17 protein-coding genes and 1 pseudogene are annotated in these 25,308 nt (G+C 68.8%); 12 read left to right on the plus strand and 6 right to left on the minus strand.

Features of this window, described 5'->3' with window-relative positions:
• Window positions 1-196: 196 nt before the first annotated feature.
• On the plus strand, window positions 197-1,039 hold the full coding sequence (locus C1Y63_RS12720) for a hypothetical protein (protein WP_158256143.1): 843 nt from the start codon (window positions 197-199) through the stop codon (window positions 1,037-1,039).
• 115 nt (window positions 1,040-1,154) lie between these two features.
• On the opposite strand, the gene C1Y63_RS09715 is transcribed toward C1Y63_RS12720, so the two are convergent.
• The 3 genes and pseudogenes from C1Y63_RS09715 to C1Y63_RS09725 all read right to left on the minus strand — a co-directional run bounded on the left by C1Y63_RS09715 (window position 1,155) and on the right by C1Y63_RS09725 (window position 7,319).
• Window positions 1,155-1,628, minus strand: coding sequence for a hypothetical protein (locus tag C1Y63_RS09715; RefSeq protein WP_106016263.1), 474 nt, complete (start codon window positions 1,626-1,628; stop codon window positions 1,155-1,157).
• A gap of 659 nt (window positions 1,629-2,287) precedes the next feature.
• Window positions 2,288-4,465, minus strand: a pseudogene (glgB, locus tag C1Y63_RS09720) (1,4-alpha-glucan branching protein GlgB); the annotation flags it as partial.
• 820 nt (window positions 4,466-5,285) lie between these two features.
• On the minus strand, window positions 5,286-7,319 hold the full coding sequence (locus C1Y63_RS09725) for a maltotransferase domain-containing protein (protein WP_106016265.1): 2,034 nt from the start codon (window positions 7,317-7,319) through the stop codon (window positions 5,286-5,288).
• Between the two features lie 621 nt (window positions 7,320-7,940).
• Between C1Y63_RS09725 and C1Y63_RS09730 the strand changes: the two genes are divergently transcribed.
• The 5 genes from C1Y63_RS09730 (at window position 7,941) to C1Y63_RS09750 (ending at window position 13,885) form a co-directional block, all read left to right on the plus strand.
• Entirely contained in the window at window positions 7,941-8,936 is a 996-nt protein-coding gene (locus tag C1Y63_RS09730; RefSeq protein ID WP_106016302.1) for an ABC transporter ATP-binding protein, read from the plus strand.
• Between the two features lie 399 nt (window positions 8,937-9,335).
• The gene (locus tag C1Y63_RS09735; protein WP_106016266.1) at window positions 9,336-10,130 is read left to right on the plus strand and encodes an NUDIX domain-containing protein; all 795 of its coding nucleotides are present in this window, start codon (window positions 9,336-9,338) and stop codon (window positions 10,128-10,130) included.
• A gap of 199 nt (window positions 10,131-10,329) precedes the next feature.
• On the plus strand, window positions 10,330-11,541 hold the full coding sequence (locus C1Y63_RS09740; RefSeq protein ID WP_106016267.1) for an SAM-dependent methyltransferase: 1,212 nt from the start codon (window positions 10,330-10,332) through the stop codon (window positions 11,539-11,541).
• A gap of 554 nt (window positions 11,542-12,095) precedes the next feature.
• A complete protein-coding gene (locus C1Y63_RS09745; RefSeq protein WP_106016268.1) occupies window positions 12,096-12,878 on the plus strand; it encodes an electron transfer flavoprotein subunit beta/FixA family protein in 783 nt (260 codons plus the stop codon).
• Window positions 12,879-12,937: 59 nt separating this feature from the next.
• Window positions 12,938-13,885, plus strand: a complete 948-nt coding sequence (locus C1Y63_RS09750) for an electron transfer flavoprotein subunit alpha/FixB family protein (protein ID WP_106016269.1) — start codon at window positions 12,938-12,940, stop codon at window positions 13,883-13,885.
• A 198-nt stretch (window positions 13,886-14,083) separates the two neighbouring features.
• Here the strand turns inward: C1Y63_RS09750 and C1Y63_RS12565 are convergent, their stop codons facing one another.
• Together C1Y63_RS12565 and C1Y63_RS09760 are read right to left on the minus strand one after the other, a co-directional pair.
• A complete protein-coding gene (locus C1Y63_RS12565) occupies window positions 14,084-14,761 on the minus strand; it encodes a hypothetical protein (protein WP_146128925.1) in 678 nt (225 codons plus the stop codon).
• Window positions 14,762-14,817: 56 nt separating this feature from the next.
• A complete protein-coding gene (locus C1Y63_RS09760) occupies window positions 14,818-15,360 on the minus strand; it encodes a hypothetical protein (RefSeq protein ID WP_106016271.1) in 543 nt (180 codons plus the stop codon).
• A 276-nt stretch (window positions 15,361-15,636) separates the two neighbouring features.
• Between C1Y63_RS09760 and C1Y63_RS09765 the strand changes: the two genes are divergently transcribed.
• The 5 genes from C1Y63_RS09765 to C1Y63_RS09785 all read left to right on the plus strand — a co-directional run bounded on the left by C1Y63_RS09765 (window position 15,637) and on the right by C1Y63_RS09785 (window position 21,023).
• Entirely contained in the window at window positions 15,637-16,887 is a 1,251-nt protein-coding gene (locus C1Y63_RS09765) for a cysteine desulfurase family protein (RefSeq protein ID WP_106016272.1), read from the plus strand.
• A gap of 315 nt (window positions 16,888-17,202) precedes the next feature.
• Window positions 17,203-18,414, plus strand: coding sequence for a tRNA 2-thiouridine(34) synthase MnmA (gene mnmA, locus C1Y63_RS09770; RefSeq protein WP_106016273.1), 1,212 nt, complete (start codon window positions 17,203-17,205; stop codon window positions 18,412-18,414).
• Between the two features lie 14 nt (window positions 18,415-18,428).
• Entirely contained in the window at window positions 18,429-19,760 is a 1,332-nt protein-coding gene (locus tag C1Y63_RS09775; protein ID WP_106016274.1) for a hypothetical protein, read from the plus strand.
• A 233-nt stretch (window positions 19,761-19,993) separates the two neighbouring features.
• Window positions 19,994-20,515: a hypothetical protein gene (locus C1Y63_RS09780; RefSeq protein ID WP_146128926.1), complete on the plus strand. Its 522-nt coding sequence runs from the start codon at window positions 19,994-19,996 to the stop codon at window positions 20,513-20,515.
• 37 nt (window positions 20,516-20,552) lie between these two features.
• A complete protein-coding gene (locus tag C1Y63_RS09785) occupies window positions 20,553-21,023 on the plus strand; it encodes a GNAT family N-acetyltransferase (RefSeq protein ID WP_369831043.1) in 471 nt (156 codons plus the stop codon).
• A gap of 776 nt (window positions 21,024-21,799) precedes the next feature.
• On the opposite strand, the gene C1Y63_RS09790 is transcribed toward C1Y63_RS09785, so the two are convergent.
• Window positions 21,800-22,483 carry a 3'-5' exonuclease gene (locus tag C1Y63_RS09790; protein WP_106016277.1) on the minus strand — a complete coding sequence of 228 codons (684 nt, stop codon included), beginning with the start codon at window positions 22,481-22,483 and terminating at the stop codon, window positions 21,800-21,802.
• A 207-nt stretch (window positions 22,484-22,690) separates the two neighbouring features.
• Between C1Y63_RS09790 and ligA the strand changes: the two genes are divergently transcribed.
• Window positions 22,691-25,009 carry an NAD-dependent DNA ligase LigA gene (ligA, locus tag C1Y63_RS09795; RefSeq protein ID WP_106016278.1) on the plus strand — a complete coding sequence of 773 codons (2,319 nt, stop codon included), beginning with the start codon at window positions 22,691-22,693 and terminating at the stop codon, window positions 25,007-25,009.
• Window positions 25,010-25,308 lie beyond the last annotated feature (299 nt).

A 25,308-nucleotide genomic window follows, 5' to 3' on the forward strand; every position in this document is an offset into this window, starting at 1 on the left:
CGACTTCTAGCTTCGGTGAGCTTGTGCCCGTTGGGTGGGCAGTGCGCTTACCGGAGCTACACACCACGCTAATGGGGGATTCTCCCTGTGGAGAACCTCACTCTCTGCTTGGCAGGTGAACTCACCTCAAGCCCGCACCCCACCCGTGGGCGGCCTCTTTTTCGCCGCCCCGGCCGTCCCCTTGGGAGATACCTCCGTGACCCAACCTTATGAGCCGACGGCGGCGACCGTCACCACAGACTTCCAGCTCGCGCCCGGTGAGACCAACGTCTACGGCGAGCGTTTCATGATCAGCCCGGCAGTGCCCTACATGAAGGCGAAGATGATGGCGTCGTCGACGCGCTTCGTCTACCAGGTGCCGCACGCCTTCCTTGGTTTGCTTCCGCTCGGCGGCGACGAGATGACCATCCCGATCCAGTCGATTTCGGCGGTGTCGACCTCATCACGCCTGCGCGTGGGGCGCGCGATCGCGGGTGCGTTGTCCCTGCTGATTTCGCTGAGCATGCTCACCGACGGGCACTTCTTCGCCGGCGTGATTCTCTTCGCCCTGGGTGGTCTGTGGTTGGCCACCTGCTTCCCCGTGTCCCTCGTCGTGACCAACCATGGTGGCATGTCCACCGTGCTGGTCGTGTCCTACTTCGACCGGGAGAAGCTCGAGCGCTTCAAGCAGGAACTGCAGGCCCGGGTCTATACCGACCAGGCGGCAATCCATCACGGTGAGGCCCAGGACCTCCGCCAGCAGCAGCTGGCCGTCCAGAACATGCAGCTCGCGCAGATGCAGATGCAGCACATCAACCACATGCAGCAGGGCATGCCCCCGCAGCAGCCCATGGCACAGGGCTACGGGCAGCAGCCCCTGGCGCAGCCGATGCAGACCCCGCCGGCGGCAGCACAGCCGGTCGTGCCGCAGGCCGCCCCGACGCCTGTCGAGACCACCACGCCTGAAGCATCCGACACCGGCGCCGAGGTCGATGCCCAGACCGCAGGTATCGGCGATGCGCCCGTCACCGATGGTGAGGACGCCGGGACGAAGCAGTAGTCCACGCGGCAACGCCCGCCGGGCACCGACATGCGTCGGCCGGCGGGCGTTTGTCATGCCCGGCACTCTTACCTGGCCGCCACGAGTGGGGCCGCAGGGGTGCGGGGTGGGGGTCTTAGTCGAAGCGGGTCACGCCGAAGTCACCGCCGCCGAATTCCTTCACCGCATACGCCAAGGGGCCAAAGACCTGGGACAGGAAGGAGGTGACTCGGGCCGGCCAGCTGCGATCGTCGTCGAGGGCGCGGCAGTCCATGAGGCGCTGCTCCAGGGTGTTCATCAGGCGCCGCTCTTGATTGGCGGTGAGGTTGAAACCGCGCGCCGGGAACCCGGTGGTGTGCATGTGGGTGCGGAAGGCGGTGAGGTTGCGCGGGGTGTCCGGGTAGTCCCGCGCGAGGTCGCCACAGCTGGCGGCCGAAGTCGCCAGCAGGATGTCGCTGAGCTGCCGGTCGGTGACCGCCGCGCGCACGACCGGCGCCGGTGCAGTAGCGTCCTGGGGCGTGGCGTCCTGGGCGGTGGCGGGGCCGCTGGCGGTCAGCCAGAGGGCGCTGCCCACAAGCAGGGCGGTGGCGGGGTGCAGTGCGCGGCGCATGGGGCATCTCCTTCATCGTGAGGACACAAAGGGGTGGGAATGTTGCTCAAGGCTACCCCACATATCGCCGCTGGCCACAGTTGCGTTACTGCAGGTGACGCCGCTGATTCACATGCGCCACACGAGGCAGCATGCGTCTCACAGCAGGGGGAGCGTTGGGGTAGCGCCTACGGGTGAAGGACACATCCTGATGCCCGCGCATGCCGCTGCCCCGCGGGGATCCGGGTGTGGGGATCCACTCGCGGGGCAGCGGGCGAGGTGGTGCGACAACCACAGCGGCGGCTGTGGTGATGGCGCCGGGGGAGCTACTTGGTGTCGCTGGCCTTCGGCGCTGCTTTCTTCGTCGTCTTCTTGGCGGCGGTCTTCTTCGTCGCCTTCTTCGTGGTCTTCTTCGCCGTGCTCGTCGACGACTTCGTGGCCTTCTTGGTCGTCTTCTTCGCAGCAGCCTTCTTCGTCGCCTTCTTGGCGGGGGCCTTCTTGGTGGCTTTCTTCGCCGCCTTCTTGGCCGGTGCCTTCTTCGTGACCTTCGCCGGGGCGTCAGCCTCAGCGGCCGCGGGTGCCGCGGGCGCCTCGGCGGGTGCGTCCACCGCGGCCGGCTCGTCGGCGGGGGCGGACTCCTCGGCGGCCTCCTTGGCGGGGGTGAGGTCGCCGTCGAAGACGTACCACTGGGCACTCATCGCCGGGATGTGCAGGGTGACGGAATTGTCGTAGCCGTCGCGCGGGTAGGTGATGGCCTCCACGACCTCGGGGAGGGGATTGTCCGCGCCGGCGTACTCCCCATCGTCCGTGTTGAGCACCAGCCGCCACGGGCCCGCATCGGAGACACCCATGACGTAGTTCGGCTGGCTGGTGCCACCGAAGTTGAACACGCACAGCACCCGCTCACCCTTCGTGCCGTAGCGGGTGAACGCCAGCACGTTGTTGTCGGCGTCGTCGGCCTTGTTCCAGCCGAAGCCCTGGCCGATGAAGTCCTGGGTGAACAGCGCCGGCAGGGAGCGGTACTGGCCGTTGAGGTTGCGCACCAGCTCCATCACGCCGCGGTGGTATTCGCCCTCCCAGCCGTCCTGGTCGAACCAGTCAAGGCTGCGGGCCTCACTCCACTCGTTGCGCTGCGCGAAGTCCTGGCCCTGGAACAGCAGCTGCTTGCCGGGGTGCGCCCACATGTAGGCCAGCAGCATGCGCACGCCGGCGGCCTTGTTCCACGCGTCGCCCGGCATGCGGGTCCACAGGGTGCCCTTGCCGTGGACGACCTCGTCGTGGGAGATCGGCAGCACGAACTTTTCGCTGAAGGCGTACACCAGGGAGAAGGTGATCTCGTTGTGGTGCCAGCGGCGGTTGATCGGATCCTCCTGGAAGTACTGGAGGGTGTCGTTCATCCAGCCCATGTTCCACTTCATGGAGAACCCCAGGCCGTCGTGCTCGGTCGGGGCGGTCACCCCCGGCCAGGAAGTAGATTCCTCCGCGATGGTCAGCACGCCGGGGTGGGCGCGGTGCACGGTGGCGTTGACTTCCTGGAGGAACTGCACGGCCTCCAGGTGCTCCCGGCCGCCGTACTGGTTGGGCACCCACTGGCCGTCTTCGCGGGAGTAGTCCAGGTACAGCATGGAGGCCACCGCGTCGACGCGGAGACCATCGACGTGGAACTCCTCCGCCCAGTACAGGGCGTTGGCGACGAGGAAGTTACGGACCTCCGGGCGGCCGAAGTCGAAGACGTAGGTGCCCCAGTCCTGCTGCTCCCCGCGGCGGGGATCCGGGTGCTCGTACAGGGGGCGCCCGTCGTAGCGGCCGAGGGCGAAATCATCCTTCGGGAAGTGCGCCGGCACCCAGTCGACGATGACGCCGATGCCGCGCTGGTGGAACGCATCAATGAGGAAGCGGAGATCGTCCGGGGAGCCCCACCGGGACGTCGGCGCATAGTAGCCGGACACCTGGTAGCCCCAGGAGCCGCCGAAGGGGTGCTCCGCGACGGGCAGGAACTCCACGTGGGTGTAGCCCATGTCGGACACATAGTCCACCAGGTTCTTCGCCAACTCGCGGTAGTCCTGGCCCTGATTCCAGGAACCCAGGTGCACCTCGTAGACACTCATCGGCGCCTCGTCGTGGTTGGTGCCGCGGCGGCGCTCCAGCCACTCGCCATCCGCCCACTCGTAGTGGGAATCGGTGACGATGCTGCCCGTCGCCGGGGCCTGCTCCGCGAGCTTCGCCAACGGGTCCGCCTTATCCCGGCGGAAGCCCTCCTGGGTGTAGATCGCGAACTTGTAGACCGCACCCGGGCCCACGTTCGGCAGGAACACCTCCCACACGCCACAAGAGCCCAGGGAACGCATCGGGAACTGTGCCCCATTCCAGCCGTTGAAATCACCCACCACGGCCACGCCGACCGCGTTCGGCGCCCACACCGCAAACGCGGTGCCGGTGACCTCGCCCATGGTGGTGGTGTAGGTCTTCACGTTCGCGCCGAGCACCTCCCACAGGCGCTCGTGGCGGCCCTCCGTAATGAGGTAGACGTCCGTCTCGCCCAAGGTCGGCAGGAAGTGGTACGGGTCCGCCGTGGTGGCGGTGTACCCGCCCGGCCACGTGACCTCAAGCCGGTAGTCGAAGCTCTCGGTCCGGTCGAGATCCGCGCCGAAGAAATCATCGCCCAGCGGGGCGAGCTCCACCCGGCTGCCGTCGTCGAGGAGCGCGGCGACGCGCTCGGCACCCATCTGGCGGGTGCGCAGCACACTGCCACCGTCGACAGCGTGCCACCCGAGCACACTGTGCGGATCGTGGTGGGTGCAGGCGCGCAGCCTGTCACGATCGTGGTCGGGGAGGGTGGCGTAGAACGTCTCAGTCATGGGGAACCTTCAAGGTCAGACTTCGGATAGGGGCGGGAAGGGAGCACATGCCCGGCGTGGGCACCGCAGGGCCTCGCAGAAGCTGCGGGCACGGCCGGCGCCGCGGGCGACACGGACCGCGCCTGCCGCAGGGGCCGCCAGGCGGGGCCTGCGGGCGACCGCGGGTCGGCGGGATGGCCCCACACGGTGGGGGTGGGGCGGTGCGCCGCGCGCACGTGCCACGGGCCCGGGTAGCGCCGGGGTGGCAGGGCGCGCAGTGGGCTCTGTCCGGGGTGCTCCCAGCCCACGCCCCACACAGGGACCGCAGGAGCATCCCGCCGTGCGGCGGGGTGAAGCGTGCGCGTGCCGGCAGCAGCGCCGGGGGCGCGTGGCCGGGGTGCGGCCCGCCGAGACAGACGGCGGGAATCTGCGTGGAGGGCGTGGGCCGATGCAGTTTTTACCCCCTCGACGCTACCCCTTGTGTGGGCTGCTCAGCGGGCAGGTTGCGGGCCTGTGCGGCAGGTGATTTGACCCCGCGCGCCGACCCCATCTGGTGCCGCCGGGGGTGGGGCTGGCGGTTTAAGGTGCGGAAAGGGCGGACGTGGCCGTCGGGGTAGGGGGACCGTGCGGGAAGTATCGCCCCGCCCACACCTGTCCGCCATTGTTATCTATTTCACGAAAATTGCAGGGGTGTGACTCACCTGTCCGGGGGTGTCGGGGTCGCCGCCACGCCCCGCCGCGTGCCCGAGCATGCCCGAACGGGCCTCCACACGCACCACCGCCCCGTCTGCCACAGGGTGGGGCAGACGGGGCGGTGGGGAAGGGGCGTGGACTGTGTTTTTTAGGCGCGGTACTCGTCGACGTGGCGCCACGCCAGCGCCTCACGGCGCTCCGCGGGCACATCCGGCAGACGCAGGATGTGGGCCACGTTCTCCCACGGGGCCAGGCGAATGAAGTTCGCGCCACCGAAGGTGTAGCTGTTGCCCGTGATGAGGTCCGTGACGTCGATGCGGTCGTAGTCGCCCAGGCCGACAGCATTCTTGTCGAGCCACAGGGTGCCCTCCTGTGCGTTCCACGGGTCGAGGTTGACGACCACCAGCACACTGTTGCCGGTGAGCGCATCGACCTTGGAGTAGGCGATGAGGTTGTCGTTGTCGACGTGGTGGAAGTGCAGCTGCCGCAGCTGCTGCAGGGCGGGCTGATCCTTGCGGATCTGGTTGAGCAGCGTGATAAACGGCTCGAGGGAATCCCCACGTTCGAGCGCGCCCTCAAAATCGCGGGGCTTGAGCTCGTACTTCTCGCTGTCGAGGTACTCCTCCGAGCCGGGGGCCACAGCCTCCGATTCGAACAGCTCGTAGCCGGCGTACACGCCCCACAGGGGGCTCAACGTGGCAGCCAGCGCCGCCCGGAGGGCGAACATGCCGCGCCCGCCGTGCTGCAGGGAGGCGTGCAGAATATCCGGGGTGTTGACGAAGAGGTTCGGGCGGGACACGTCCGCCATGGCGGCGATCTCCTTGCCGAACTGCTCCAGCTCCCACTTGCTGACCTGCCAGGTGAAGTAGGTGTAGTTCTGGGAGAACCCCGCCTTCGCCAGGCCGTAGAGGCGCGGGCGGCGGGTGAACGCCTCCGCGAGGAAGATGACCTCCGGGTGGGTCTCGTGCACGGTGGCGATGAGCCACTGCCAGAAGTCGGCCGGCTTGGTGTGCGGGTTATCCACCCGGAAGGTGGTGACCCCACGGTCCACCCAGAACATCACCACGCGCAGGATTTCGGCGTAGATGCCCTCCCGGTCGTTGTCGAAGTTCAGCGGGTAGATGTCCTGGTACTTCTTCGGCGGGTTTTCCGCGTAGGCGATGGTGCCGTCGGGCAGGACGGTGAACCACTCCGGGTGGGCCTTGGCCCACGGGTGGTCGGGGGCGCACTGCAACGCCAAGTCGAGGGCGATCTCCAGGCCCAGTTCGCGGGCGCGCGACATCATCGCATCAAAATCGTCGAGGGTACCCAGCCGCGGGTGGACGGCGTCGTGGCCGCCATCGGCGGAGCCGATCGCCCAGGGGGAGCCCACATCGTGCTCATCCGGGGTCAGGGTGTTGTTGCGGCCCTTGCGGTTGACCTCACCGATGGGGTGGATCGGCGGGAAGTACACCGTGTCGAAGCCCATGCGGGCGGCGCGCTCCAACTCGAGCGTTGCGGTCGCGAAGGTGCCGTGGATCGGGGTACCCTCCTCGTCGACGCCGCCCGTGGAGCGGGGGAAGAACTCATACCAGGAATTCACCAGCGCCTCCCGGCGCTCCACCTGCAGCCGGTAGGTGCGCGAGGGGGTGACGAGCTCCCGCACCGGGGTGGCGGTGAGCAGCGCCAGCACATCCCGCGACAGGCCCGGGGCCACCCGGGCCCGCAAGTCCCCGTTGCCGCGCAGCGATGCCGCCACGTCGAGCAGCAGCTTGCGGTTCTCCCGCCCCACCTGGCTGGCCGCCTTCTCAAAGAGTCGGGCACCGGTCTCCAGGTCGTTGGCTAGCTCCTCCGGGGACTGGCCGGCCTCAATCTTCGCGGTCACCGCGTGCCGCCACGTCGCCATCGGATCCGACCACGCCTCAATGGTGATCTCCCACTCGCCGGGCACGTCCGCCACCATGACGGCATTGACCTGATCCGGATCGTGCGCGGAGCGCTGCATCGGGATGTACAGCGGGGACGCGCCAGCAACCTGGGACTCCTTCGGGCCCTTGACTACCGCGGTGGCGTTGAGGGCGTCGTGGCCTTCCCGCCACACCACCGCGAAGAGGGGCACCACCTCGCCGACGACGGCCTTGGCGGGAACCTCACCGCCATGCACCTGGGGGCGAACATCGTCAATTCCGAGACGACCAACCATGGTTCATCCAACTTCCATAGAGAAACTGCAGGGACAAAACGTACAAACTCCACTCGCGTCCACCCACACCCTGTCCTGCCACCCGCGCGGGGTGCTCGTGCGCGTGGACGCCCAAGCGCGAGGGGCAGTCGTGTCCACCCTCCCGGAGGAGGGGTGGGAGCCGACAAGAAGACAGAGAAAACAGGGAAAACAGGGCTGCGCACACAGAGCAGCGGGGGTGAGAAGAGAAAAAGGGGGATCACAAGGGGCAGTGACGTGCGTGAGGGGAGACCTCACGGCGTGGACAGCGAGGGGAACACCACACCAGCACCCGCCCCACACTCCTCCAGCAACCACACACGGCTGCAGCAGAGGGCGTAGCGGGGGCGGGTGCGTGCGTGTTCACGCGCGCATACCCCTACCACCCTAGTCGCACCCGGCTGTCCGGTACCCCACACGCACCCCTACCCTGTTGCGCACCTCACGTTGCATGCCGCTGTGGGCGCAGGTGGCACCCGCCGGCGGCAGGCGCATCGGGAGGCGTGCGGTAGGCAGGAATCGCGCGCCGGGGGTAGCCGGTCGCCCCGCGTGGCCGCCGCCGGGCAGTGTCGCGCCGGGGTGTGGGCGCTCGCGTCACGCATGATGGGTGGCGTGAGCACGCAGCCTAAGACCCCCGCCGACAACCGCGCCCCCACCACCGAGACGTCCACCACGGGCGACCCCGCCGACGCGCTCCTCGCCGCCGCTGGTGCGGCGGGGTCGGAGTCGGTGTGGCAGTCCGCCCCGCCGATCGCGCCCGCCGTCGACGACGACCTGGTCATCAACTTCCGCGACGTGACCTTCGTGCGCTCCGGAAAGACGCTGCTCGGCCCGGTGAGCTGGCAGGTCGAACTCGACGAACGCTGGGTCATCCTCGGGCCCAACGGGGCGGGCAAAACCACCCTCATCCGGCTCGCCGGGGCAGAAAAATTCCCGTCCTCAGGGCGGGCGATGATCATGGGGGAGCAGGTCGGCAAGACCGACATGCGTGACCTGCGCACCATGATCGGCATGAGCTCCGCGGCGCTGGCGCACCGCATCCCCGACCAGGAGACAGTTGCCGACTTGGTGGTCTCCGCGGGGTACGCGATCCTCGGGCGCTGGCGGGAGGACTACGACGGCATGGACTACGACCAAGCCGTCGACACCCTGGAGCGCGTCGGTGCCCTGCACCTGCGGGACCGCACCTGGGGCACCCTGTCCGAAGGGGAACGCAAACGCGTCCTCGTCGCCCGGGCGCTCATGACCAACCCGGAGTTGTTGCTCTTCGACGAGCCGGCCGCCGGCCTCGACCTGGGTGGGCGTGAAGACCTCGTGGGGCACCTGTCGGAGTTGGCCCTCGACCCGGACGCCCCGGCGATGGTGATGATCACCCACCACGTGGAGGAAATCCCCGCCGGCTTCACCCACGCCATGCTCCTCGACGAAGGCAGCGTCGTCGCCCAAGGGCTCATCGACGACGTCCTCACGAGCGAGAACCTGACCCGGGCGTTCCACCAGCGCATCGAGCTCACCCAGGTCGACGGCCGCTACTTCGCCTACCGGGCCTCCCAGGGCGGCGCGCACCGCACCGCAGCGAACTCACACCGCCCACGCTGACACACACGGACACGCCCCGACGCGCACCGCCCCTGTGGCATGTGGCTCGCGCGCGGCTGACGAGCGGCTGGCGTGCGCCCCGGACAACGACACTCCCCGCCACTCCCTGCAGAAACCAGGGGGAGAGGCTCCGCGTTGTCCGGGGCGTTGCCGTGTGATGCGCGGGGCGTTGCCATGCCTGGGATAAGACGCACAGGGTCGTGCGCGGTGGGGGAGAAACAGGTAGAAAAGAAACCAACACCACCACGCCCAGCGCACGCTGTGGCTGTGCGCACGCGACAGCTGTGTGCACACAGGCTGCGTATACCTGCGCGGTGGTTGACCACGCCCGGCCGCGCCGCGCCTCGAGTACGGCTTGCGCACACCGGCACCGACGATTGACCAGTTCGGGAGGACACCATGGAGGGGCCAGACGGCCGCAAACTCGCCGCCACCGTGCTGCTCATCCGCGACGGTGCTTCCGGCCTCGAGGTCTACGTCCAGGAACGCACCCACACGATGCCGACGTTCCCCCAAGCCACCGTGTTCCCCGGCGGCGGGGTCGACGCCCGCGACTACGCCACCCCCACCCCGCACCTGTGGGCGTGGCACGACGCCGACCACTTCAAAACACTTATGGGCGTCGACCGGGATACCGCGCGGGCGTTGGTGTTCGCCGCAGTGCGGGAAGTGTTTGAAGAAACCGGCCTGCTGCTCGTCGTCGACCAGGCGGGCGAGGTGCTCAAGGACGCGCGCCGTTTCCACGCGGAACGCCTCGCCATGGAGGCGCACATGCTGCCCCTGTTCCACTTCCTCGACGACCACGGGCTGCGGGTCGACTCCCGCCTGCTGGTGCCGTTCGCCCGCTGGGTGGGGCCGCCCGGGCTGGAGCTAAGCCGCCAATACGACACCTTCAGCTTCCTCGTGCACAGCCCCGCCGGCCAAGAACCGGACGACCGCCACACCCGGGAGACGACCTCCGCGGGCTGGTTTAGCCCCCAGGTGCTCCTCGACGGGTTTGCGGCAGGACTGCTGGACCTGGTGCTGCCCACCTGGTCGCAGGTGCGCCGCCTGGCGCAGTTTTCCTCCGTGGAGGACGCCTTCGCCCACCCGCCGGCCTACCCGCTGATCCCCCGCAACGAAGTCATCCGCGCCGAACCCTGGTACGAGGAGTACGCGGAGATCCGCGCCGCCCGCGGGCCGCGCCGCTTCTAGCTGTACTCCCCGTGTGAGGTGGTCACTCGGCGCGAAGGACGAGGTCTCGTGGGGGTCAAGCGACTACCTCATCGCATGCGGCGTGGAGAGCACACCCCGCAGCCGCACATCCCCGCCGCAGGTGGGTGCGCGAGCACCGGCGGAGATGGTGAGAGCACTGGCGGGGAAGGGGCGGGGCCGCGCGATAGACTTCCACCCTGTGAGCTATACCCCGCAGGAGGTGCGCTACCTCGCCGCACATGCCCGAGACATCACCGACGCCGCATCCGAGGTCTCCTTCGCCCGGGGCGACGCCCTCGCCCGCACGACAGCCCTCGCGCAGCGCTTCGGCACACACTCCCGCGCCGTCGCGGAACTGCTAAGCGCCCGGCACAAAGCCACCGGCAAACTGCCCAGTTCGTGGCTCATGTGCACCGACTCCTCCCAACAAGCCACCCCACTGGCGGTCGCCCAGCAGCGCGCAGCCCGCATCAGGCAGGCCTGCGGGGACGAGACAATCGTCCACGACGTCACCTGCTCCATCGGGACGGATGCCGCAGCCCTTGCCGCCGCAGGACTGCCCACCATCGCCACCGACATTGACCCCGCGCGGGCGCTCATGGCCCACCACAATCTGCGCGCAGGCATTCCCGGCGCCCCGGCCACGGCACCCTGGCTCGTCGGAGTAGCAGACGCCCTCCAGCCGGTGACGGCAGCGGGGGAGGCCCGCGTCATCGTCGCCGATCCCGCGCGCCGGGCCGGCGGCCGCCGCATCGCCCGGCCTGAGGACCTCATCCCACCCCTGCCCAGCGTCATGGACACCTACGCGGGCCGCGAACTCGCCATCAAGTGCGCCCCCGGCCTCGACTTCGACTTCTGGGACGGGCTCGTCAGCGTCACCAGTCTCGGCGGCGGGGTGAAAGAAGCCTGCCTCTACACCCCAGGCCTGGCAGGCGGTGCCCGGCGGGAAGCCGTCGTCCTCCGCGACAGTGGTGGTGACGCCGGCCTGTGGCGGGACGTGTTCACCGACCAGGACCCCGACGACTGCACGGTCGGCGACGTTGGCGACTACCTCATCGACCCCGACGGCGCGATCGTCCGCGCGGGGCTCGTCACCCACTTCGCCACCCGCTACGGCCTGCAGCAGATCGACGAACGCATCGCCTATCTCACAGGGGCGGCCGTGCCGCCCGGCTACTCCGGATTCCCCGTGCTCGAGGTCACCACACCGAAAAAGGTCAAAGCCGCAGTCTCCCACTACGGCTTCGGCCGCCTCGAAATTCTCCTGCGCGGCATCGCGGGCGACCCCGACGCCCTGCGCAAAAGCTACAAGCCGAAAGGCAACGCCGCCGGCGCGGTCGTCCTCACCCGCGTCGGATCCCGCGGCGTGGCGATCATCTGCGGGGAACGCGTCCACGCGCCCAGGGACTAGCAGCCGACACAACACGCGCAGGCCTCGAGCACGCACGCCAAGGCGGGGCGCCTGCGGGCGCGTACACAGGGGGCGCACAGCCGAGAATCCCGGCAACCGCGGGGGAGGAGGTTTGGGGCGTGCGGTGGCGGGCCATAGGTCGGCAAGTCAGGTGTTTAGCCTTGCCTTGGCGGAATCTGTGGGCGACTGCCCCGGGGTGGGGCCTGGGTGTAGTAGTGTGGCCAGACGTAATCCCCGCCAGCACCAGCGCGGACCCCGCATCGACGCACCCCTTGTCGCCGCGCCCGCGTCCACTGCAGGGCAGCCTTGCCGCCTGTGCTGTGGCCTGGTGTGGCGTGTGCGTCGGCGAGTAACGTTCGCGTCACCCGCCGAGGTGAAACATTTTTTCTCGTCCTCGTCGCGGCCTGCCCGCACCACCCACCCCGCACCACCTGTTTTTTCTTGTCTGTCCCCTCCCGCGTGGCACCTGCCGCGTGTGCGGGGGAGATGGGGTGGCGGTGGGTGTGTGGCGTGGGGTGCGATGAGACGAAAACCCAAGGAGCTGGAAGAAACCTATGGCCACCATCGTGGTGTGCGTCAAGCACGTCCCCGACACTTGGTCGGAGCGGACCCTCAACCCGGATTTCACCCTGCATCGCGAGGGCGTGGATGAGGTCATCGACGAAATCAACGAGTACGCCGTGGAGCAGGCCCTGCAGCTGAAGGAAGCCCACCCCGACTACACCGTCACCGCCGTGAGCATGGGCTCTGTGCGGGCGGAGGAAGCACTGCGCAAGGCACTCGCCATGGGTGCCGATGAGGCGGTGCTGCTCAGCGATGAGGCGCTCGCCGGCTCGGACGTGCTGGGCACCGCCTGGGCGCTCAACGCCGCCATCAACACCATTCCCGACGTCGCACTCGTCATCACGGGCAACGAGTCCTCCGACGGCGGCATGGGTGCCGTGCCCGGCATCCTCGCCGAATACCGGGGTGTGCCGGCGCTGACGAACCTGGTGTCGCTCAGCCTGGAGGGCAGCACCCTCCACGGCACCCGCGAAGACGCTCACGGTGTCTACGAGCTGCAGGCCTCCCTGCCTGCTGTGGTGAGTGTGACGGAGAAGTCCACCAAGCCGCGCTTCCCGAACTTCAAGGGCATCATGGCCGCGAAGAAGAAGGAGATCACCACCCTCACCCTGGCGGACACCGCCGCCACCCCGGAGCAGGTGGGCTTGGCGCACGCCGCCACCGCCGTGCGGCAGGCCACCGTCCGCCCCGAGCGCACCCAGGGCACCATCACCCGCGGCGCTGCGGCCACGGAGGAGCTCGTCGAGTTCCTCGCCGGCCGCGGCCTCATCTAACCCCGCTGCACCCCAGGCGCAGTCTCGACACTCACCACCGACGTTTGGAGACCACTTCAATGGTTTATGTACTCGTGGAACACTCCGGCGGGGCACTGGATGCCGTCACCGCTGAACTCATCACCGCCGCCCGCCCCCTGGGCGCGGTCACCGCTGTCGTCGTCGGCACCCCCGGCACCGCCGCGGCCCTCCAGCCGCAGCTGGCCGCCGCCGGCGCGGAAACCATCATCGCCGCGGAGGCTGACTCCACAGCCCAGCGCCTCATCATCCCGGCCGTCGATGCCCTAAGCATCCTCGCCGCCGCCACCCCCGGCCCCATCGTGGTGGCCGCAGGGGCCACCGGTAACGAGATCGCCGGCCGCTTGAGCGCCCGCCTGGCCTCCGGGGTGCTGTGCGACGTCGTCGCCATCGCCGCCGACCAGACCGCCACCCAGTCGATCTTCGGCGACACCATCACCACCACCAGCGCAGTGGGCGGTGCAAGCCCCATCTACACCCTGCGCCCCGGTGCCGTGACTGCTGACCCGCAGCCCGCCAGCGGCACCCTGCTGGCGCAGCCGCTGCCGGAAGCGACCGTCAAGGACGTCACCGTCACCTCCTTCACCCCGGCCGTCAAGGGCGACCGCCCCGAGCTCACCCAGGCGAAGGTTGTTGTCGCCGGCGGCCGCGGCGTGGGCGAGGAAGGCTTCGGCACCCTCGTCGAGCCGCTCGCCGACGCGCTGGGCGCTGCTGTTGGTGCCACCCGCGACGCCGTCGACTCCGGGTATGTCGACGGTGCGGCCCAGATCGGGCAGACCGGTGTGACGGTCTCCCCGGACCTCTACATCGGCCTTGGGATCTCGGGTGCCATCCAGCACAAGTCCGGCATGCAGACCTCCGGGACCATCGTCGCCATCAACAACGATGAGGACGCCCACCTCTTCGAGATCGCCGACTTCGGCATCGTCGGCGACGTGGAGACCGTCGTGCCGGAACTCATCGAGCGCATCAACGCCCGCCGCAGCTAACCGGCCCGGCACGCGCGTGTGCACCACACGCGCAGGACAAGACACCACGCCCTCCCCGGGAAATCTGGGGAGGGCGTGGTGTCGTCTGTGGTGAGGAGCAGCTTCAGGATTCAGCGGGTGCCGCAGGCACACGGGGCGAGCAGCACTGCCGTGTGCGGTGCGGGTGGCGTGGCCCGCCAGTGCACCACCTGCGTGTGCCTAGCCGACGGTAGGCAGGCTGCTGCCCACCGCCGTTGACAGTGCCTCATCAAACATGGTCCGGCCGCCGTAGCGCGTGTGCTTATCCGCGCGGGCGCGGGAGACTTCAGCGACCGACAGGGCGGCCGGCCAGATCGCCGGATCCCCCAGCGCCATGAAGAAGGCCTCCCGCAGATCATCCGCCGAAATGGGGGAAGCAGGTCGCACCCAGCCGGCGTCGCCGCCGTAGGGGCCGTCACCATAGTCGGCCCGAAGGTAGTAGAACATGTTCGGGTTGAGGATGTCGGTGCGGCCGTGCCCGAGGACGACGGCAGCCCACTCGCGACTGCCGCGGGCGGGCCAGGGGGACTCCTCGCTGAGGTAGGCGCGCACATCGACCGGCGTCGAGCTGCCACCCGACTCTGACGAGGTCCACGATTCCGCAGACGACTCCGCCGCAGACGACTCCGCCGAAGACATGGACGACGTGGACGACGTCGACGAGGCGGGCGCGGCGGACGCCGACGGCACCACAGTCACCCCAGGGGCTACGAGGAGGCACAGGGCGGCCAGCACTCGGGTGGTGCTTCGCCCAGCAAAGCCAGCGGCACCCACGCGGGCACCGCGCGACAGCCGCCGCCGCATGGGGGATAGGGCGGTGGGGGCAGGGGGGTTGGCGCAGGAGTGCGCATCATTCATGACACAAGTCCGTTCACTTCACAGGGAGCCACACGCGGGGGCACAGTCTCGTCGAATCACTGCTGCTGGGGCTGTCGGTGGTCCACACTGAAAGAATCAATGGACCCAATGACCGCAGCCTCCTGAGTGGGGCGGTCAACAGAACCCACCGCCGCAATCAACGCAAGATTGGGCCACTGCAGCAGATTGTGGCCCGTGCAGTTCGGATACCCCACTGCGGTGCGGGCCGGGAACACATAGTTCGTCTGATTGCAGACGACCCGTTCGGTCGGGTGCCCGCCGGAGACCACGGTGCGGGCCCACGACACAATGTTGGGGTCCGACGACGTCGCGTCATACAGACGGTTGTAGGCCAGCGGGTCGAGGTCGAAGGACAACACCAGCTGCCCGGGGTGCCGTGCGGTGGGAGAGTCGGCGAATGTGCGCACGGAATCACGGTCGCTGGAGAGGTACACAGGCTCAGACGAGCTGGAGCTGGTGGGCTCAATGTAGGCGTACGGTGTGCTGGACTGCGCTGCGGCCTGCGGGGCCTGCACCATCGCGCAGGTCAGCAGCGTGGCCGCGAGCAGTCGGCGGCGGGCAGAGTGCAGGATCGTCATGGGCGGTCGCGCGTCCTTCGTCGTCGGCGTGCGGTGGTGCCCTCGCAGGAGTTGATCCCGCACGGGATGGGTTAAGGTCATCGTAGCCTGCGTCAGTGTCACCTGTTGGAGGAAAGCGGGGAAGTGTCAGATGTCACAGATGGCGGGGGTGGGTGTCCCACGCATGTGCCCCGCGAGGCGCCGGCGGTCGGGGTGGGGCGGCCAGGACCCATGCGCAGTAGTGGGCCAGACGTGTCGCAGTGGGCGCACAGCCCCCGCCCACAGGATGATGGGGGAATGACCCAAACACCCGGCACCGCACGGATCTACCTCGACCACGCGGCAACCACCCCACTGCGGGACTGCGCACGCGAGGCCTACCTGGAACACTCCGGCCTGCTCAACCCCGGGGGCGTGTACGCCTCCGGGCGGGAGGCGCGGAAAGTGCTCGAGCACTCCCGGGAAATCATCGCCGGCCTGCTTGGCTGCGAACCCATCGAGGTAGTGTTCTGCGCCTCCGGGACGGAGGCCGACAACCTCGCTGTGGCAGGCTTCGCCCGCGCAGGCGCAGCAGCGCTGCGCGCGCAGCACCCGGAGGCGACCCCCCGGGTGCTGACCAGCCCCCTGGAACACCCGGCGGTGGTCCGCACGATCGACCAGCTGGGCCACGAGGGCTTCGCCGTCGACCTGCTGCCTCTGGCGGAAGGCTCGGGCGGTGACGGTGCCCGCGCCGTGGTCGACATGGAGGCGTGTGCTGCTGCCGCCCGCGCAGACGGCTTCCACCAGCTGGAGCACACCACCGTGGCGACCTGCCAGTGGGCAAACAACGAAACCGGCGCCCTCCAGCCGGTGGGCCAGCTGGTGGCGCTTGCCAGGGACGTCGCGGACGCCACCGGGCACACGGTGCCCGTGCACAGTGATGCGGTGCAGGCCGTCGGCCACGTCCCGGTTGACTTTCACGCCAGCGGCCTGGACTCCCTGGCCGTCAGCGCCCACAAGTTCGGCGGCCCCCGCGGCCTGGGCCTGCTGCTCGTGCGCCGCAGCCCCGCCCCGCAGCCCGTGCTGTTCGGCGGCGGGCAGGAACGGGGACTGCGCCCCGGCACTGTCGACGTGGCCGCCGCCGCAGCGGCCGCCGCAGCACTCAGCGAAGCCACAGCAGAGATCGCCGCCGAGGAACACCGCCTGCGGGGCCTTCGGGAAGACCTCCGCGCGCGCCTTCAGGCCCGCATCCCCGGCCTGGTGGTCCACACCCCCGCCGACGCGCACGCACTCCCAGGGCACCTGCACCTCAGCGTGCCCGGCGCCGAAGGCGACAGCCTCATTCTGTTGCTCGACATGGCGGGAGTGGAAGCATCCACGGGGTCGGCCTGCGCCAACGGCGTCCACCGCGCCTCCGAGGTGTTGCTCGCCATGGGGGTGGAGGCATCCGTCGCCCGGGGTGCGGTGCGCTTCACCCTGGGCCGCAGCACCACCGCCGAAGACGTCGAGCGTGTGGTGGAGTTGTTCCCCGGCATTGCCGCCCAGGCGGTCGCCGCAGGCATGGCCTAACCCGGGCCGCGCGGGGCTCGCACCCCGTGGAGTGTCTGGCGACGCTGCCGCACGGCACCCATTGCACGCAGGCACCGGGCACCTGTGAAGGTGTGCGCACAGCCGCCGTCCAGTGGTAGCCTGTGGCGTTCCCTTCCCACGGGGTTGCGCCGCGCGCTGACGCAGTGAGCGTGCGCTGCGAGCTGGTGTCGTGTGCGGGTGCTGCGCGTGAGTGCCGCGCCCGGGGCGCTGCCTTTCAGCGTCCCGCGTGGCCCGCCGGGGGAGGAGTAGCCGTGTTCCACCAAGATCAAGAACGGTCGGTGACTGTTTTCCACCATGCGCGTCATCGCAGCCATGAGCGGCGGAGTCGACTCCTCCGTCGCAGCCGCCCGCCTCGTCGACGCCGGCCACGAGGTCGTCGGCGTCCACCTCGCCCTGTCGCGGGATCCGCAGTCCGTGCGGGAATCCTCCCGGGGCTGCTGTTCCCTCGAGGATTCCGCCGACGCCCGCCGCGTCTGCGACCACCTCGGTATCCCTTTCTACGTGTGGGACTTCTCCGACCGTTTCCACGAAGACGTTATTGAGGACTTCGTCCAGTCCTACGCGGTGGGGGAAACCCCCAACCCCTGCCTGCGGTGCAACGAAAAAATCAAGTTCCGCGCCCTGCTCCAGCGGGCCCGCAGCCTCGGATTCGACGCGGTCGCCACCGGCCACTACGCCCGGATTAGCCACGACGAGCACGGGGTGGCGACCCTGCGGCGCGGGCTGGATGCGAACAAGGACCAGTCCTATGTGCTCGGGGTGCTTACCGCCGAGGAACTCGACCACTGCCTGTTCCCCGTCGGCGACACGGAGAAACCACAGATCCGCCAGGAAGCCGCCGCGAAGGGGTTCTCCGTCGCGAGTAAGCCGGACTCCTACGACATTTGCTTCATCCCCGACGGCAACACCCAAGCCTTCCTCGGACGGCACATTGGGCTGCGGCCCGGCATGATCGTCGACCAGGAGGGCCAGCCGCTGAAAAGCCACGACGGGGTGTACGGCTACACCATCGGGCAGCGCAAAGGCCTCGACATTAAGCAGCCCGCCGCCGACGGCAAACCCCGCTACGTCACTGGCATTGACGCCGCCACCGGCACCGTCACTGTGGGCAGCCGCGCCGACCTGGAGGTCGGTGTCATCGTCGCCGACCGGTTGAAGAAACTCCACCCCCACTTCCAGGGCACCCAGGAGCTTCTCATCCAGGTGCGCGCCCACGGCGGCATCGCGCACGCCACCGTCACCGTCGACGAGGACTCCGATGAGCTGCGCTGCGAACTGCGCGAGCCGCTGTCGGGCGTCGCCCCCGGCCAGGCGGTGGTGGTCTACGAGGAAGACAGCCACGGCGACATTGTGTTGGGCTCCGGGACGATCGTGCGCACCCACCCCACCGCGGGCGCGCGGACGCACACGGACACGAAGGACGACACTCAGGACACTGCCGCCACCTCCTCGGCGGCGGCCACTCCGCCTGCGGCCACCGCACCCGCGGCAGGCTCCCACGAGTAGGGCGGTGACACCCCATGCACACCCCTGACATGAGCGCCCCCGGTCACGCCTATCCCTCGCACACCCAGGCAGATGCGGCGGGGCTTGCTGCGCCTGCCCTCGCCGGTGCCCAGGACTCTGAGCGGGCGCGGCCCACGCTGCTGCCCGCCCGCAGCCGGGCGGCGAACTACGGGCCCATGCCCGGCGCCAGCATCACTCAGGCGGCAGAGATTCTCGCCGGGGAACTGCCCTGCCGCACCTGGCCCTACCTGCCCCAGGCCGCAGACAGCGATGACGCGGACCTGCGCCACGAGCTGCCGGGGGAACACCCGCTCGCGGCGCGCAGCCTGCTCGCCCGCACCCTTGGCCTGCTGGAAGGCATCGGCGTCGATGCCGGCCCCCGGGGCTTTGTGGTGCGCAGCGGGGCGACTGCGTTGTCCGCGCGGCTGCGCCGCGCAGCCGCACGCGCCACCGACCTCATCGAAGCCCAGTGGGCCGGCAGCTGGGGGAGAGGTGCTGTTGCGCCTGCGGCGGCGGCACCGGCAGAGCCCGCAGGCTCTGCTGCTGCGGGTGCTGGAGGCGCTGTGGGTGGTGTGGACGTTGCGGGCGCGGGTGAAGAGATCCCGCAGCTCATCATCCCGCTGCTGGGGCCCGCCACGCTCAGCTACCGGGTCGAGCTCGCCGGCGGCATGCCGGCCATCACCGACGCTGGTGCCCGCCGCGACCTCGGGGCCGCCCTCGTGGAACTCGCCGGCCGCGCCGTCGCTGCGGCCGAAGACCGCTTCCACGTCCCGGCAGCCATCCTCATCGTCGACCCCGCCGCCACTGCCGCGGTGCGAGGCACCTTGCCCGGAGTCACCGACTTCGATACCATCCGCCCCATCGGGCGTGACCACATGGCCGCCGCCTGGCAGCGCATCCACACAGCCGCGGCCCGCGCCCACACCCTGGCCCCCGCCATGGCAGGCACTCCCGGGGCACTACTCACAGGTATCACCGACCCCGACACCTGGGAGCTCGCGACCCGCGCCCACCTTGCAGGACTCTGGGTCCCCGCCGCGGCAGTCCACGGCACACGCGCCCTCGACGGCATTGCCGCCGCCGCGGACCACGGGCTGCGCATCGGGTTGGGTATCACCCAGCCCGGCGACCACATCGACGACGATCACGCCATCCCCCGGGAGCGCGCCATCCACCTCGCGCGCATCACCGACGAGATGCAGCTGGGCCGCGGTTGGCTGACATCCTCCGTCGACGTGCTCCCCGGGGGTCCCCTCGGGGAGACGACCGTCCTCGACGCCGCCCACCAACTGGGCTGTGCCCGCCGCATCGCCGATATGCTTGTCCGCGACGCGGGAGACCTCTAACAAGAGCCCAGCCCTGGGCCGCGGACGGCCGGGGCAGCTGGCACCGAGGGAAACGGCTGGCTCAGGCAGTTCCATCCCCACACCGGTGTGATGCCGGGAGCGGGTGGCCCTGCCGGCGCGGTGGAGCTGCTTTTCGCTAGGGTGGGGGCAACCTCGGACCGCGCCCCCCTTGATCGGTGTGCGTGCCCCGAATCCACTGCACCACGCAGACTGATGCGAAGGGACCTGCGGCCATGACGCCCACCCGGACAACCACCCAGCCGACCACCACTGACCGGCGGCCACACCACGCCCGGCGAGGAGGAGTAGCAGCCGGCATCCTCGTGCTCGGAGCAGTACTTGCCGGCTGCGCGGGCGACACCGACGCCCGCGACAGCCACGTCGACAGCGTGGCACAGACAGGCTGCGCAGTTGACGCCATCGTCTTCCACGAAGGCCTGCTCCCGGGGGCGACCGACAGGGCAGAGATCTCCTGCACCACCCCCACCGGCGTTGCCGCCCAACGCGGCCGCATCGACTGCGCCTTCTACCCAGACCAGACAACCAGCTGGGTCAGCATCAACCCAGACGACAATGTCCGCGCCACCGACTCCCGCCACCTGGCGAGCACCCGGGAGGAGCTGCGGTGGATCTCTCCCGGCTGCCCGTTTGGCGGCCGGGGTGTGACCCTCGAATTCAGGGATACTGCAGGGGCTCAAGCCAGCACCAGCGGTGCTGACAGCAGTACTGCACCCTCTGGCACCGCGGAGAAGTAGCGCTCCGATCATCCGGCGCAGGGGAGACTCCGGCGGTGTGCGTAGAGTAAGCCGCATGACTCACACAGCTGTCCTGCGTCCCTGTCGCGGCCCGGAAGAATACTCCCGACTCGTCGACATCTGGGCGGCCAGTGTGGAAGCCACCCACGACTTCCTCGCACCCGAAGACTTCCAGGAGATCCACTCCCACCTGGCCAGCGACTATTTCCCTCACGTGACGCTCCACGTCGCCGACATCGATGGAGTGGTCGTTGGCTTCAGTGGGGTGGCAGAGGACGGCCTGGAGATGCTCTTCCTCCATCCCGACGCCATGGGGCAGGGCATTGGTGCCGCACTCCTGCGGCACGCCATCGACCACGGCGTGCGCCGCGTCGACGTGAACGAACAGAACAGCAACGCGGCGGCGTTTTACCTCCACCACGGCTTCGAGGTTGCCTCCCGTGATGAGGTCGATGATGCTGGTCGCCCGTACCCGATCCTGCACCTCCGGTTGAAGGACGCGGTCTAAGGCCGACAAGGCGGATCTCATCGAGAAAACAACGACATCCTCCCCAGGATTGTCGTAAAAAGCAGCGCATGAATGGGGGAGGTGGAGGGCACTGTGGGGTTCCCCGCGACTCGCTTCCAGGTAGCTGTTAAGAGATTTCTTTTCTGCTCATGTTGCTACTCTCTACCCGCCCGGAGGCTGGCATCGAAGTGCCAGCGCTTAGGGGGTAACGCTAGGGTGCGGGGCTCGGCAGCTCTGAGGGGGTGGCCAGGTGAGGGCGGGGTTGTACTAAGCTTCCTGCAAATGTTCGATTGTTGCGCGTTTTTCATTGCGGCTCGAGCCTATCCGTTCGCCGTGGTAGGGCGGGGTTGGCGGCCGGGTTGTCGCATGCAATTATGGACATATGCCCACGTCGCATGATCCTAGGGGGTATTTTGCAGGTAACGAAGGGGGTATTTTGCAGACGTCCTAGGGGGCATTTTGCAGAATGTGGAGGCGCGGCTCCGCTAGTGGTTGAGGGCGTTGCTGGCGACAAGCGAACCCCTGTGTGGATATTCTTCCTGCGCAGGTGTTTGCGTGTGCTGACGAGGTAGGGGTGGCCGGTCTAGCTTCTCCCGTACGGCTCCTAGAGCTTCGCCGTCGTTGTCGCTGAGTGTGCAATCTATCGTGGCGCTCAACTGGGTTGGTAGTGCGCTCAGCAGGGCTACGCGCCACCCTTATCGGAGCGATGCACCACGCTGATGGGACACTCGGGCTCGGGCTACTCCGGGCCGGTGGTATGCAGCGTCGGTTGTGTTCTACGCGTCAACGCTGCGCATCGGCCACGAGGTCGAGAAATCGGAGACGTCCTTGCCCTGGCCCTCGAGGTACTTCTTCAAACTGGTCTGCTGCTCGTAGTACCAGACTGCCTGGCGCTCCATGAGCTCCTCACCCGAGAGGCCGTGGAGCTTCTCGGCGAACTTCTTGTTGAGGATCCAGGCCACGCGTGCAGCGGCCAAGGCGTCCGAGGTGGCCTCGTGGGCGTTGTCCAGAGTCACCCCGTAGTTCTCACACACCACGCCCAGAGTGCGCTTGCCCTTGCGGTACGGGTCCATGGCTTTATCGACAACATAGGGGTCGAACACCGTGCCATCCACGGTGAAGTCCTCAAACAGCCGGCCCAGCACGGTGAGGTCGTAGGCGGCGTTGTACACCACCAGGGAGGCGCCTTCCTGCCAAGCGGCGCGAATCTTGGCCACGGTTTCTGCCAGCACCTCGTCGTGGGGGCGGCCGTGCTCCCGGGCGTACTCGGTGCTGATGCCGTGCACGGCGGCCGCCTCGGCGGGGATCTCCACCCCGGGGTCGGCCAGCATCTCTTCCTTCGTCACGTCACGCCCCTGAATGCGCACCAGTGCGGAGGTGACGATGCGCGCCTCCAGGGGGTTCGCGGAGGTGGTCTCCAGGTCGAAGGACAACATGTTGGCCGGGTCGAAGCTCTGCATGCTTTCTACAGTAGGCGACCATGCGGGAACGGGGATGGGGACCTGCCTGCCCCATGCGTGGCAGCCGGCTCTGCGCCCCAACTCCGGGGTGCGTGGGAGTGGGCGCGGAGGTGGGGTGCGCAGGGGTTGCTGGCATCGCCTACGGGTGTGGATTTCTGCGCGCAGGTGTGGCTGTGGCGGCCGGTACACTATGGCGCTGTGACAGCAATGAGCGATTCGCACGACACCACCGCCACCCCCCAGGGCGAGGCACACGACCAGCCGCAGGGCGCTGCGCCCGCCGCAGCACGGCACGAGTGGGAGGAGTTGGCCGCCAGTGTGCGTCAGCACCGCCAGCACTACTACAACGCCACCCCGCTGATTTCCGATGCGGAGTTCGATGCACTGTTCCAGCAGCTGCTCGCACTGGAACAGCAGTACCCCGACCTGGCAGTGCCGGAGTCGCCCACCAACGAAGTCGGCGCCCCGCCCGTGGCTGCGGGCGAGGATGTGGCAGCGGCGGATCCGACGGTGTCGACGTTCGCCAACGTGGAACACCTGGAGCGCATGCTCTCCCTGGACAACGTCTTCGACGAGGGGGAGTTGCGGGACTGGTTGGCGCGCACCCCGGCGGAGGCGTACCTCACGGAGTTGAAGATCGACGGGCTGTCCCTCGACGTCATCTACCGCAACGGGGTGCTGGAGCGCGCCGCCACCCGCGGCGACGGCCGCGTTGGCGAGGACGTCACCGTCAACGCCCGGCGGATCATGGACCTGCCGCACGAACTCGCCGCCGGCGACGGCGGCCTGCCCGTGCCCGAGGTGTTGGAAATCCGTGGCGAGGTGTACATCGCCCTGGAGGACTTCGCCGCCGTCAACGAAGACCGCATCCGGGAAACGCGCACAGCCCGCACCCCGCAGGGCCGGCCCTTCGCCAACCCCCGCAACGCGGCCGCGGGTTCCCTGCGGCAGAAGGACGCGGATGCGGTGGCGCGCCGCCGGCTGCGGTTCATCGCCCACGGTATCGGCTACTCCGAGGGCTTTAGCCCCAGTACCCAGTGGGAGGCCTACGAGGCACTCGCCGCCTGGGGGCTGCCCACCAGCCCCCACACGAAGCGGGTGACGAGTGCGGATGCGGTCGTTACACAGATGAAGCGCTGGGCGAAGCACCGGCACGAGCCCATCCACGAAATGGATGGCCTGGTGGTCAAGGTCGATAGCCTCGCTGAGCAGCGCGCCCTCGGCGCGACGTCGCGCGCGCCGCGCTGGGCGATCGCTTACAAGTACCCGCCGGAGGAAGTCACCACCACACTGAAGGGTATTGAGGTCGGCGTGGGGCGCACCGGGCGCGTCACCCCGTATGCGGTGCTGGAGCCCGTGTTCGTCGCCGGCTCCACCGTCGGCATGGCCACCCTCCACAACCAGTACGAAGTGCAGCGCAAAGGCGTGCTCATCGGCGACGTCGTCGTCGTGCGCAAAGCCGGCGATGTCATCCCCGAAATCTTAGGTCCCGTCGTCGAGCGCCGCACGGGGGAGGAAACCCCCTTCGTGTTCCCGAAGGATTGCCCCTCCTGCGGCACGGAACTCGTGCAGCAAAAAGACGACGACAAGGACTGGCGCTGCCCCAACCACCAGCTGTGCCCCGAGCAGGTCATCGCCCGCATCAGCTACCTCGCCTCCCGGGCGGCACTCGACATTGAGGCCCTCGGCGAGGACGGCGTGCGCCTCCTCGTCGAGCGCGGCATCCTCCCCGGGGAGGCCGGCATCTTCGAGCTCAGCGCCGACGACCTGCTCCGCAGCGCCCCCACCACCGGCTTCCCGGAACAGCAGCGATACGCCGAGGGGGAACTGCCGCCCTACAAGGAATTGAGCCCGCTGAACCCCGGGCCCTTCGTCAAAGAAACCGAGACCTCCCGCCGCCGCCGGATGCGGAAGTCCTATGCGGGCGAGCCCCGCGACTACGAGCTGGGTGCCAACGGGCAGAAACTGCTCGACAACCTGCAGACCGTGAAAGACCGGGAGCTGTGGCGCGTGCTCGTCGCCCTGTCGATCCGGCACGTCGGCCCCACCGCCGCCCGCGCCCTGGCCAGCCGCTACCGCTCCCTGGAGGCCATTCGCGCCGCCAGCGTGGAGGAACTTGCCGCCACCGACGGCGTCGGCGACATCATCGCCGAATCCCTCGTCCGCTGGTTCACCGTCGACTGGCACCAAGACATCCTCGACCGCTGGGCGGCCGCCGGAGTGCGGATGGAAGACGAGGCCGTCGAGGAAGCCACCCAAACCCTCGAGGGGGTGACCGTCGTTGTCACCGGCTCCCTGGAGAACTACACCCGCGACGGCGCGAAAGAAGCCATCCTCTCTCGCGGCGGTAAAGCCTCCGGCTCCGTGTCGAAGAAAACCCACTTTGTCGTCGTCGGCGCGAACGCCGGATCCAAGGAAACCAAGGCCCGCGACCTCGGGCTGCCGATCCTCGACGAAGAAGGCTTCACCCTTCTCCTGGAGCACGGCCCCGAGGGTGTGGCCCACCTCGTCGGCGGCGCGGAGTGACGCCACGGTGTCGTGGTCCCTGCGGGGCCACGGCCACGCAGCCGCACACCCGCTGACGGGTGAGCAACACGCACCCACCACGGCCCGGGCACGCAGCCCGGGCCGTGGTGTTTCTTCTGTCCGTGGTGTCCGCGCCGTGCTGGAAGCTTGGGCTCGGTCGGTGCCGTCGCTGCCGTCGCTGCGGTCGCCGCCGATGCAGCTGGCGCAGCATTCACCGCCGCCACTGCAGCTGGGGGTGGGTGGGTGTCGCAAGGGGTTGTGTGCCGCCAGGGGGCGATGGTGGGGGATGCGGGGGTACC

The sequence above is a fragment of the Corynebacterium sp. 13CS0277 genome (assembly GCF_002994655.1).
Lineage (GTDB): Bacteria > Actinomycetota > Actinomycetes > Mycobacteriales > Mycobacteriaceae > Corynebacterium.